Source organism: Mycobacterium sp. NS-7484 (assembly GCF_001953975.1).
Lineage (GTDB): Bacteria > Actinomycetota > Actinomycetes > Mycobacteriales > Mycobacteriaceae > Mycobacterium.
This window is the reverse complement of sequence record NZ_MBEJ01000094.1, coordinates 65,832-76,915: the sequence shown is the minus strand read 5'-3', so window position 1 is coordinate 76,915 and position 11,084 is coordinate 65,832. Positions and strand designations below refer to the sequence as shown.

General features: G+C 62.7%; 10 protein-coding genes. 3 read left to right on the top strand and 7 right to left on the bottom strand.

Annotation, left to right across the window (positions count from 1 at the left end):
- Window positions 1-17: 17 nt before the first annotated feature.
- Window positions 18-248 carry an MbtH family protein gene (locus tag A5733_RS17460; protein WP_067770753.1) on the bottom strand — a complete coding sequence of 77 codons (231 nt, stop codon included), beginning with the start codon at window positions 246-248 and terminating at the stop codon, window positions 18-20.
- Window positions 249-922: 674 nt separating this feature from the next.
- On the opposite strand from A5733_RS17460, the gene A5733_RS17455 reads away from it, so the two are divergent.
- Window positions 923-2,329 (top strand): cytochrome P450, encoded by a 1,407-nt coding sequence (locus A5733_RS17455; RefSeq protein ID WP_076241012.1) that lies wholly within the window; start codon window positions 923-925, stop codon window positions 2,327-2,329.
- Here A5733_RS17455 and A5733_RS17450 read toward each other — a convergent pair.
- The 3 genes from A5733_RS17450 to A5733_RS17440 all read right to left on the bottom strand — a co-directional run bounded on the left by A5733_RS17450 (window position 2,302) and on the right by A5733_RS17440 (window position 5,652).
- On the bottom strand, window positions 2,302-3,588 hold the full coding sequence (locus A5733_RS17450; protein WP_076241011.1) for a glycosyltransferase: 1,287 nt from the start codon (window positions 3,586-3,588) through the stop codon (window positions 2,302-2,304). The two genes, A5733_RS17455 and A5733_RS17450, sit on opposite strands and share 28 nt — an antisense overlap.
- Window positions 3,589-3,697: 109 nt before the next feature.
- Window positions 3,698-4,537 carry a TylF/MycF/NovP-related O-methyltransferase gene (locus tag A5733_RS17445; protein WP_076241010.1) on the bottom strand — a complete coding sequence of 280 codons (840 nt, stop codon included), beginning with the start codon at window positions 4,535-4,537 and terminating at the stop codon, window positions 3,698-3,700.
- A gap of 134 nt (window positions 4,538-4,671) precedes the next feature.
- On the bottom strand, window positions 4,672-5,652 hold the full coding sequence (locus A5733_RS17440; protein WP_076241009.1) for a class I SAM-dependent methyltransferase: 981 nt from the start codon (window positions 5,650-5,652) through the stop codon (window positions 4,672-4,674).
- Between the two features lie 203 nt (window positions 5,653-5,855).
- On the opposite strand from A5733_RS17440, the gene A5733_RS17435 reads away from it, so the two are divergent.
- Entirely contained in the window at window positions 5,856-6,647 is a 792-nt protein-coding gene (locus A5733_RS17435) for a GAP family protein (RefSeq protein ID WP_076241008.1), read from the top strand.
- Window positions 6,648-6,707: 60 nt separating this feature from the next.
- On the opposite strand, the gene A5733_RS17430 is transcribed toward A5733_RS17435, so the two are convergent.
- Window positions 6,708-7,496, bottom strand: coding sequence for a class I SAM-dependent methyltransferase (locus A5733_RS17430; protein WP_076241007.1), 789 nt, complete (start codon window positions 7,494-7,496; stop codon window positions 6,708-6,710).
- A 47-nt stretch (window positions 7,497-7,543) separates the two neighbouring features.
- A complete protein-coding gene (locus A5733_RS17425; protein ID WP_076241006.1) occupies window positions 7,544-8,824 on the bottom strand; it encodes a glycosyltransferase in 1,281 nt (426 codons plus the stop codon).
- A 149-nt stretch (window positions 8,825-8,973) separates the two neighbouring features.
- Here A5733_RS17425 and A5733_RS17420 point away from each other — a divergent pair, with 149 nt between their 5' ends.
- A complete protein-coding gene (locus A5733_RS17420) occupies window positions 8,974-9,786 on the top strand; it encodes a GAP family protein (RefSeq protein ID WP_233152717.1) in 813 nt (270 codons plus the stop codon).
- 12 nt (window positions 9,787-9,798) lie between these two features.
- Here A5733_RS17420 and A5733_RS17415 read toward each other — a convergent pair whose 3' ends face one another.
- Window positions 9,799-11,076 carry a glycosyltransferase gene (locus tag A5733_RS17415; protein ID WP_076241005.1) on the bottom strand — a complete coding sequence of 426 codons (1,278 nt, stop codon included), beginning with the start codon at window positions 11,074-11,076 and terminating at the stop codon, window positions 9,799-9,801.
- Window positions 11,077-11,084: the final 8 nt, after the last annotated feature.

Genomic DNA, 11,084 nt, shown 5'->3' with positions numbered 1-11,084 from the left:
CAGTCGTGGCCCGCCGACTACTGATTGCCTGCTCGACCCTGGGCCAACCTCTCACGCAAACTTTTCGGCCGGATATCGGTCCAGTGCTGCTCAACGTATTCCAGGCACGCGGCGCGATCCGCTTCACCGTAGACCACCCGCCAACCGGCTGGAACGTCGGCGAACGCGGGCCACAGACTGTGTTGCTCCTCCTCGTTGACCAGGACGAAAAAGCTGCCGTTGTCGTCGTCGAATGGATTGATGCTCACCAGTTCTCCAGACCGTCTAGGCGAGATAAGTGGAACACGTTCTAAAGCTAGACCAGGAGCGCGCACCGGAAGGCGGTTTTAGGAAAATCGTCAATATTTGCTAACTGCGTCCTGGTGTGAGCGTCGCGGGCCGCCGCCGGTTGCCGGCACTTTCCGGTTAACGTTGCGAATTAGCCGTTAGTCCAAGTATGACCTCTGCCTATGCCCCCTATGTGCAGCCGACAGTGGTATCACGCACGCCGGGGCAACCGCCTCTCAAAGTTTGCTGGAGGTTACCCAGTTCGGTGAGGCGCCCCTTTTGTGGCCGATGAGGCGGTCTCACCGACGCCGGCCGGAAAAAAGATTCAAGTGCTCGTAGCCAGCTGAGCGGTAGCTCAGCACGCGGTCCGGAAGATGGGCGGACGGCGGGTACTTCCAGCCATCTGCCAGGGTTTGCGGGCCAACCGAAGCCGGAACGGCCCGCCGCGTCGGTCCGACGGCCGGGCACTACGCCGAAATCGCCCCGCGTCGAGGCCGAGGCTCGTACCGTTGGGAAATACCGTGGAGTCCAGATCTGTGACCGTGGGCCAAACCTGAGCGATTTTCAGTCCAGAACAGGCGATCTCGCGCCGTTACAGCGCTCCTGGGTGATCGGTGCCAAGCTTCATACCGTCTACTGCTAGGGATCACGAAAAGTGAGCAAGACTGCGCAAACCGAACTGCCACCCGGACCGCGGCTGCCCATGATGGTGCAGTCGGTTCTGATGGCGGGCTTTGGTCTCCGGTTCCTGTCGGGGTGTCAACGGCGCTACGGCAATGTGTTCACACTGCGTAATCCGCTGTCCGGCACCGTGGTGTACCTCGCCGATCCGGCCGACATCAAGACCGTGTACGCCGGGGACCCGCGGGTGTTTCATTCCGGCGAGGCGCATTGGTTCTTTCGTGGACTACTCGGCGACAGCTCTCTGTTCGTACTCGACGAGGACGCGCACCACACCCTGCGTCGCCTGACGATGCCGGCGTTCCATCGCGATGCCGTCGCACACCAAGCCGCTCAGATCGTCGACATCGCCGCAGTGAACATCGCCGGTTGGCCGATCGGAAAGAGCTTCCCGGTTGCGCCGAAGACTACCGACATCACGCTCGAGGTGATCCTGCGAACCGTCATCGGGGCCAGTGACCCAGCCAGGCTCGCCGCCTTGCGCACGGTAGTGCCGCGACTGCTCTACATGAAACCGTGGGAAACACCGGCGATTACGAAACCGGCCCTGCGACGCCATCGACCATGGCGAGGGGTCGGCCGACGATTCGCCGAAGCCGACGCTCTGCTCTATGCCGAAATCGCCGATCGTCGTGCCGACCCGAACGTGGAGCAACGAACGGATGTGCTGGCCATGCTGGTTCGTGCCACCGACGACGACGGCCGAACGATGACCGACAGTGAATTGCGCGATCAGCTGTTGACCGCGATCGCGGCAGGGCATGAGACAACCGCGACGGCGCTGTCCTGGGTTCTCGAGCGCTTGACCCGGCATCCGGCGGCGCTGGCCAAAGCCGTGGTGGCCGCGGACGCCAGTGCGGCCGGCGATCCTGCCGGCGACGAATATCTCGACGCAGTGATCAAAGAAACCCTGAGAATACGGCCGGTACTTTTCAGCTCAGGACGAATACTGAAAGAGCCGACCGAGGTGGGCGGTTACCGGCTACCGGCAGGCATCATGGTCGATCCGGCGATTGGACTGGTTCACGCGAGCGCTGAGGTGTACCCGCATCCCCACCGCTTCGATCCCGATCGAATGCTCGGTGCCACTCTGAGCCCGACCACTTGGTTACCGTTCGGCGGTGGGAATCGTCGCTGCCTCGGCGCCACGTTTGCCATGGTCGAGATTCGGCTTGTACTGCGCGAGATCCTGCGCCGAGTCGAGCTCAGCACCACCACCGAACCCGATGAGAAGCAGCGGGCCAAACACGTCACCTTCGTGCCCCACCGCGGGGGAATGATCCACATCGTGGCGGCGAGAGACCACACCGCGATGCCGGTGGCGGCACCAACGGCACGCTGCCCCACCAGTAGTCACGCGTTGCGCGACTCACCGAAGTAGCGGCCACGGCCGGCGAGCTCCTCGACGAGGTCGGCAGCGGCCGTAACGCTGTCTGCAGGTTTGGTCATCTGCGTGGCGACTTCGCGGGCGGCAGCCGCATAGTCCGGTTCCAGAACGGTCCGCAAGTCGGCCACCAGTGTCTTGCCGGTGGTGGCCGAGAGGCGGCGGGACGAACCGACTTTCAGCGCTTTGACGCGCCTCCCCCACAGCGTCTGATCGAGATCGGTCGACAGGATCAGGGTCGGTACCCCCGCGCGCAATCCGGCGGCTGTGGTGCCGGTGCCGCCATGGTGTACGACGGCCCGACAAGTGGGGAAGATCGCCGAGTAGTTCATCGACTTCACCACCTTGATGTCGTCAGAACCAGGGAGCCCACTGAAATCGGTTCCGCCGGAACATATGAGGGCTCGCTCACCTAGCTGGGCGGACGTGGAGGTGATCATCTGGAGAAGTTCGTCGGCGGAATGGACCGGCAGGCTGCCGAAGCCGAAGAAGATCGGTGGCGTTCCGGCCGCGATCCACGAGGCGACCTCGTCGTCGGTGTCGGCGGGCAGATCCATTGTCAGTGCGCCGACGAAGGGACGCTGCCCTGACCACCGCGCCCATTCGTCGGCCAGTCCGGCAAAGCACACTCCGTCATAGCCTTGGATCTCGAGGGATCCGCGTCGGGTGAGGCGCCACGGCGAGGGCGCCGTAGCCCTGGGCAGGGCCAGTTCGCCGCGTTGTACGCCCTCGACTCTTTGGGCGAGGCGCCACGCCACCCACTCGGAGGCCTTCATCGCCGAACGGCCCAGCGCCGCAGGGAGAAACGGCACGAACTGCCCGTTGGCCCGCAACGGAAACAGGTGCAGGGTGGCCAAGGGGATGCCGTAGTACTCCGCGACGTTGCCTGCGGCGTCCTCGAAATTCACGCCCGTGAACAGCAGGTCGGCATCCTCGGCGACGGAGGTGAGGGTGGCGACGATGTCCTTCCAGGACTCCAGGAAAGGTTCGACCACCTCGCGGCGCAATTCGATGAGCTCGCGGACCTTCCAGAAATTGCGAAAGAGGTGGGTCCAGAAACTGCGGTGTGCGTCCAGGACGTCCTGTAGGTCCGGCCCGTAGGCGACGGCCGTGGGCCCGGCGGCTTCGACGAATGCGATGAGATCGGGCGGTACGGCCATTTGCACATCGTGTCCGCGGCGGATCAGCTCACGGCCGACAGCGACGCACGGCTCGATATCACCGCGTGTTCCGTAGCTTGCGAATGCAAACTTCATCGGAGTTCTTGGCCTCTCACTTTCCTTGCGCCCCAAGGAATGACGGCGGGAGCCTCGGGACCGAGCTCAACTGCCCGGCAGCATAACGCGATACGGGCGACGCGATCCGCTATTTGCGCCAGAGCACGGCAGTTCCATCGATGTCGACGATCTCGGCGCTTATTCCGTGTTCTGCACGGTAGTCGGTGACGGCTTCGCGGCATGGTTTGAGATCGTGGTAGTCGTCGATGATGCAGAAGCCGCCCCGAGATAACCGCGGGTAGAGCGCCTCGAGCGCTTGAATCGTTGATTCGTACAGGTCACCGTCGATCCGCAGGACGGCGATGTGATCGACCGGCGCATCGTGCAGGGTGTCCTTGAACCAGCCGGGCAGAAATCGGACCTGGTCATCCAGAAGTCCATAGCGTTGAAAGTTTGCTCTGACCTCGGTTTCTGACACGCCGAGTATGCCCGAGAGGCTCTGCGTTCTTAGCCCCTTATCTGCTTTGTAGTTTGCGGCGTCGACAGGGGGCAGGCCTTGGAACGAGTCCGCCAGCCACACGGTGCGTGCCTCGTCGCCGTACGCCGCGAGCACGGCCCGCATGAGGATGCAGGCGCCGCCTCGCCACACACCACATTCGATGAGGTCGCCGGGGATGTCGTCAGCGAGCACGGTCTCAACACAGCTTTGAAGACTGGTGAGCCTCTGCATTCCGATCATTGTCTCGGCCTCGGCAGGCCAGTCGATGCCCAAGTCCCGCTTTCGCTGAACCAGCGTACGTCGATGCCCGCCCGGGCCGGCCTGGTCGAGTCGATGCGCACTACTGCGCACCAGCATGCGGTTGAGCATCTTGAAGAAGAGACGGCGTCGCAGTGACCACTGTTCGGGCATTCGTTCCTGCATCCCGTAACGAGTGAGATTTGTTCGGATGAGGTCGAGATACAGAGATCGAACGTCGAGGTCGGTCACGTGAAGCTGCCCCTGTCGTGTTCCGATTTGTTGCGACGACTGTAACCGCGAAGTTGCCAGAACTCGGCGCGGTTGGCCAATTACGGAGTACGGGACATGACAATCGGCTTCGCTCCCCTGCCGCGACCGCGACGTCACATCGCTCGCAAGACGAACCCCGTCTGGTCTCCGCGCCCGTTCCGGTTGAGCCACACGGCGCGTTTCTCCCACTCCCATAGTTGCTTGGGCCCGAACAATCGAAGGATCTTCGGATCGGTCACGGCAACGTCGCGCCGGTACGCCTCGCTGCCGAGAAACTGACCCAGAGTCGAATCATCGAACGTTCTGTCCACCCGCAGCCCGGCCTGCCCGGCGGCCATCTCCATCCCCCGCCGAGACGGGATGACCATGTGGCGAGGGGCGTCGGCCTGCACCCAGTCCGCTCCGTAGGTGGACCAGGCTTCTGACGACGTCGTGGGTACGCGCGCCAAGCATGCGCCGGCCACTGCGAGCTTGCCGGCAGCCGCTTTCAGTGCCGCGACCGGGTCGGGAACATGCTCGAGGGAGTGATTGAACATGATGAGGTCGAATTCACCCTCCACCGCACTCAACTCACGTTTCATCAATGGCACCCCGGCAGCTGACTCACCATCGGCGGCTATGAATGGATCAGCTCCACTGAGATTTTTGAATCCAATTCCGTGCAATCGGTCAAGCAACGCTCCGGTCCCGCAACCCACATCAAGAATTCGCGCGTCCCGCGCAATTGCGAGTTCACCGAGCATTCGGACGACGTCACCGCCGAGAAGTACCCGGAAGATCCCTTCGGAGGCGCGTGCTGCGATGAGAGGCCCGAGCATTCGGGAGCCTTCGCCCAGCTTGTGGGTGTCATGCTGAGTGACCAGCCATTGGAAGACGCTCGGTTGGTTCGATGCGTTATGCGAGTAGTAATTTGACGGATAGTGCCGCATGAGGTCTTCACCATCGAGCGCATCGACAATCTGCAGTGAATCGCACGACGCGCAACTGAAATATTCGAACAGTTCCTTGGTGCCGAACATCATCTCGCGTATTTCGATCGTCTGATGGGGGCCGGTCGATCTGCAGAGTCGACACTCACTGGTAACCGCGTTCATTCGACCTTCCTCACGCGAATTGACGCAACTGAAAAAGTGTAGCGGTTGCGGTGCTTTCCGGAGTCGGAACAGGCAGCCCCCTCGGACGCGCCGGTGCAGCGAAGTAAACACTGCTGAGCCAACTTTGGCGTTCTCGGTTGCCTGTGAGCACATGCGCGTCAAAACCGCCGACAGACGGCAGCAACGTGAGTAGTGTTTCCGCCGTGTGGGGATCGGTACTGGCGCTGGGAATTCTGGTCGGCCTCGATCCCATGCGTCTCGGCATCACCCTTCTCGTCATCTCCCGCCCGCGGCCGGTACAAAACCTCCTCGCCTTCGGAGCCGGGTGTGCAACTGCATGCATCCCGACGTTGATAGGCCCGCTCATGCTGCTGCACCTGACCCCGGCTTTCAAATCGACCGCGGAATCCTGGGCCAGGAGCTCAACTGGCGGCTACATACAAATCGGCATGGGTTCGGTCGCGCTGGTCACTGCCACACTGCTGACCGTCCACTTCTGGGTGCGGCAACGAGCCAAGGTATCGGCTGCGGAAGGGAGCACGTCTACCACCTTGGTCGTCGACTCAGAAACCGTGACGCCGGTCGCGCGGTTGCTGGCTCGCGCCCGGGATGAGCCGGCGGATGGTGAATCCCTATTCCGACGGATACTGCGGCGCGCTCACCAAGCCTGGGAAAGCGGATCCTCGTGGGTGTCGTTCGTCATCGGCTTGTCTTTTGCCGGAGCACCGCCGGACGTGGCGCTGTTCCTCCTCGCAATCGTGGTCGTCTCGGGAGCCGCGGTCGGCACACAGATCAGCGCCACGATCGCGTTCATCATCGGGATGTTGGTCGTGGTCGAGATCGTTCTCGTCAGCTATCTGGCCGCACCGGCCAAGACCGAGGTCGTTGTGCACCGGCTACATGATTGGGCGTGGGCGCATCATCGCAAGATCCTCGTCGCCATGTGTGTGTTGGCCGGGTGCATGCTCATTGCCAAGGGGCTCAACAGCATCTGAGTCGGTACCCAAGCGCCATGCGGCGTTGTGCCGCAGCTCTCCGGAAACAATGGGCCGCCGTCAGGTGCGGTACGGACCACGGCTGGCGACCGCTACCGTCGGCCCCAATCCACGTCGCGTCCGGAACTCGACGGTGATCGACGGATCGGCATACCGAGCCAGTGCACGTAGGGCCGATGGGCTGTAGGCGCGAAGCGAACTGATGAACCCATCGTGCTGCAGCGGCGAGATCCGGACAAGCGGCAGCACCACCGCCAACAGACCCAGGTGTAGCGGCGCCGGTGGTCGCGGAAGGTCCACAATCAACAGTTTTTTCGCGGCCCTGGTGCCCGCCGCGAACACTCGCGCGGCAAGTTCAGGGGGTAGGTGATGCAGCGACAACGCAAACACCGCGAGATCGTAGAAGCCTTCCGGCGCATCGATTCGGGTGGCGTCCATCTGCCGAATCGTCGCTCGTGGGTGCCTGCCGAGGTCGGACGCGGTCATACTCGCGATGAACGCGGGTTCGATGTCGGTGACCGTCACCTGTGCGGTCGGATGTTTCTCCAAAAGCTTGCGTGAGAGACCGCCGAGGCCGGCGCCGAGTTCGAGGATGTTCGGATGAGATATCTCGGCTACCTCCTGAAGCACCATCCGCGCGCACTTGTCGTGGATACCGATCCTGCGCCTGCGTCCGGCGCGATCGAGTGAATCCATGACCTTGTGCTTCAGATCCTCGACGTCGTCGCGGTCGAGGTACTCCAGCCGGTTGGTCTGCAACCGCCGGTCCAGCCAGGAGGCATCGGGCCCACCTCGGGGCATCTTCGCGATGTCGGTTGTTCCGGTGTCCACGTACACATGATGGATCATTGCGGGCTTCGAGCCCATCGGATCCAAAGGTTTTGGTGCAAAAGCGCTCAGCCGATACGGCCGCGCCGGGCAAAACTTTCCAGCAGATCGGCGGTGGTCGCAGCACTCTCGGCGGGCTTGGTCATCTGAGTGGCGACTTCGCGGGCGCGATCGGCATACCGGGGGCCGAGAATGGTGCGCAAGTCGGCGACCAACGTCTGATGGGTGGTGGCTGAAAAGCGCCGCGCCACACCGACGCCCAGCTTTTTTACCCGAGCTCCCCACAGCGTCTGGTCAAGATCGGTCGACAGGATCAAGGTGGGTACGCCGGCGCGTAGTCCCGCGGCGGTGGTGCCCGCACCACCGTGGTGCACCACCGCGCGGCACGCGGGAAAGACAGCTGCGTAGTTCAAGGTGTCCACCACGTGGACGTGGTCGGAATGTGGAATACCGCTGAAATCACTAGATCCCGCACATACCAAGGCGCGTACGTCCAACTCCGCGCAGGCCGCCCCGATCATCGCCAGCGTGTCGTCGGCAGAGTCGACCGGCATGCTGCCGAACCCGAAGCAGACGGGCGACGGCCCGGCGGCGATCCACGAGGCGACCTCGTCATCATTCTCGCCGGCCAACTCCATCGTCAGCGCGCCGACAAAAGGCCGCTGGCCGTTCCACTTCGCCCACTCGGTGGCCAGCCCGGGAAAGTAGATCTCGTCGTAGGCTTGGATTTCCAACGAGCCGCGTTCGGCCACCCGCCACGCGGAGGGCCCGGTGGCCTTCGGCAGGCCAAGTGCCCGACGCTGTGGATCCTCAAGTCGTTTCATCATCGGCCAACTCAGCCACTCCGACACCCTCATCATTGTGCGAGCCAGCCGTGCGGGTAGCGCGGGAACGAGTTGGCCATTGGGCCGCATCGGGAAGACATGCAGCATCGCGAACGGAATATCGCATGCCTCTGCGACGTTGCCTGCGGCCTCCTCGCCGATCACACCGGTGAACAGCAGATCGGCCCCTTGAGCCATGGACATCAATGTCGTGCTGACCTCTTGCCAGTACTGGTCGAAAAGGTGCCATTCCTCGCGAAGCAGCCCGACCAGATCCCTGACCCGCCAGAAGTTTTTCCAGAACTTTCGCAAGAACCGGGCCCAGAAGTCCCGGTTCAGGTCTTGCCACACCCGCACGTCGGGTCCGCAGGCTATGGCCGTCGGCCCCGCGGCTTCGACGAATCCGACCAGATCGGGCGATACGGCCATGCGTACATCGTGGCCACGGCGCAGCAACTCTCGACCGACCGCAACACCAGGCTCGACATCACCACGAGTCCCATAGAACGCCAGAACAAATTTCATCGGGGAGACCTCTAGCCTTTCAGTTCTCTATACCCGTGGGCCAGCCGGGGACATCGGTCATTATCCCCGTCGGCAGGCGGTTCCGGTCCAAAACCGAACACGTGAATCAGAAAGTGAACGGCCATGATTCGGCTTCTGCAGCATGACCGATGACCGCGCACATCTTCTCCCGAAAGCGCCAAATTGCAACAAATCAGCAGGTAGTGTTCCCGGCCGTGTGGGGTTCACTACTCGGGATGGCAATTCTGATGGCGTTCAACCCCGCTCTTCTGGCCCTCATCCTTCTGATCATCTCCCGGCCTCGACCGGTTCAGAATCTGCTCGTCTGTTGGATCGGCTGTCTCAGCACCAATATTCCGGCTCTGTTGGTGCCGGTGTTGCTGCTGCACCGCGCTCCCATGTTCAGCCCTCAAGCACCGACAGCCACTGCGGCGGGCCGACACATTCAACTCGGCATGGGCGTGCTGGTGCTGTCGGTGGCCGCGTTGATTGCCGTACGTTTCTGGATGCGTCGTCGAACACAGGTGCCGGCACCGGCCGGCGTTGCGGCCACGTCACCTTTCGCAGCCGTCGCCGATGGCGCCGGGCCAGACAGCCAATCGGCGATCCGGCGACTTTTCGCACGTCTCCAAAGGGCCTGGGACAGTGGTGCGTTGTGGGTTGCGCTGGTCTGCGGCATGGGATTCCTGCCGGGGTTCCCACTCGTCCTGTTCGTCTCGACAACCGTCGTATCCTCCGGTACCACGACGGGGACGCAGATCGTCGCCGTCGTCGCGTTCGTGGTCACCATGTTCCTGGTTTTCGAAGTCGCCGTCGTCAGCCATCTGATCGCTCCGGTGCGGACCCAGACTGTCCTGCAGCCGGTGCACGACTGGGCCCTGGCCAATCGCCGTCAGGTGATGATCGGCATCTTCGTCATGATCGGGTTGTTGCAAGTAGTAAAGGGTTTGGGCATCATCTGAGCTCACCGATTCTCATGCTGGGGTACTTGCAAGGACGAACCCCTCCACGAGATCAGCGGTACGGGTGACGCTGTCGGCCGGATTCGTCATCTGCCCGGCGATCGCACGGGCACGGGCGGCGTACTGCGGTTGGAGAACTGTACGCAGGTCTGCACCAAGCGAGTCGCTGGTTACGGAGGATATGCGCCGCGCAAGACCAACTTTCAGTCGCTTGGCGCGAGCTGACCAGATTGCCTGGTCGAGCGCCGTCCAGTAGATCAACATCGGTACACCCGCGCGCAGCCCGGCCGACATGGTGCCCATACCACCGTGGTGCACAAGCACGCGGCAAGCCGGAAACACCGCTGCGAAGTTCACTGTGCTCACGACCTTTGTCCGGTTGGAATCGGAAGCCTGAACGAAATCGCTTGCACCCGAGCACACCAGCGCCCGCTCACCCAACCGCTCGCACGCCGTGTTGATCATCTCGAGCGTGGAAACGGGAGATTTCACCGGTGTGCTACCGAAGCAGAAGAAGATGGGCGGTGTACCCGCGGCGATCCAGCTGTCGATCTCGTCATCGGTATCCGTCGTCCGCCCCATCGTCAGCGCGCCGACGAATGGTCTTCGACCCGAACAGTTCTCCCATTCATCGTCCAAGCCGGGAAAACACACCTCGTCGTAGGCTTGAATCTCCAGTGACCTGCGTTCGGTGATCCGCCGCGGTGCGGAGCCGGTGGCGTTCGGCAGCCCCAGTTGACGGCGTTGGGCGACATCGAACTTCTTGACGCCCCGCCAGTTCGCCCATTCGTAGAGTCTCAGGGCGGCACGACCGAGCATCGGTGGCAGGAACGTCAGCATCCGCCCATTGGGCCGCACGGGTGACACGTGCACCGTCACCAACGGAATGTCGTAATACTCGGCGACATTCAGTGCGGGTGGCTCGAAATTGAGGAAGGTGATGAGCAGGTCGGCTCCGTCTGCCAGCGATTTCAGCGTGTCCGCGATCTCCTCCCAAAACTCGACGACCGACTCACCGATTTCGCGCATCTCGCGCCACAGTTCGGGCAGTTCTCGAGGCTTCCAAAAGTTGCCGAAGAATCGGATCCAGAAGTCGCGGTGGGCGTCCGACCAAATCGCCGTGTCCGGGCCATAGGCAACGGTCACGAGGCCGGCCGTCTCGGCGAACCCCACCAAGTCGGGCGGGACTGCCACACGCACGTCGTGGCCGCGGCGCAGCAGCTCGAGACCGAGCGCGACGCAGGGCTCCACATCACCGCGGGTTCCATAACTCGCCAGCACCAACTTCATAGCGCTTC

Excerpts from the sequence above, each read along its gene's own strand:
- A5733_RS17450 (WP_076241011.1), bottom strand. The coding sequence starts at position 3,588 with ATGAAGTTTGCATTCGCAAGCTACGGAACACGCGGTGATATCGAGCCG.
- A5733_RS17440 (WP_076241009.1), bottom strand. The coding sequence starts at position 5,652 with ATGAACGCGGTTACCAGTGAGTGTCGACTCTGCAGATCGACCGGCCCC.
- A5733_RS17430 (WP_076241007.1), bottom strand. The coding sequence starts at position 7,496 with ATGATCCATCATGTGTACGTGGACACCGGAACAACCGACATCGCGAAG.
- A5733_RS17425 (WP_076241006.1), bottom strand. The coding sequence starts at position 8,824 with ATGAAATTTGTTCTGGCGTTCTATGGGACTCGTGGTGATGTCGAGCCT.
- A5733_RS17420 (WP_233152717.1), top strand. The coding sequence starts at position 8,974 with ATGACCGCGCACATCTTCTCCCGAAAGCGCCAAATTGCAACAAATCAG.
- A5733_RS17415 (WP_076241005.1), bottom strand. The coding sequence starts at position 11,076 with ATGAAGTTGGTGCTGGCGAGTTATGGAACCCGCGGTGATGTGGAGCCC.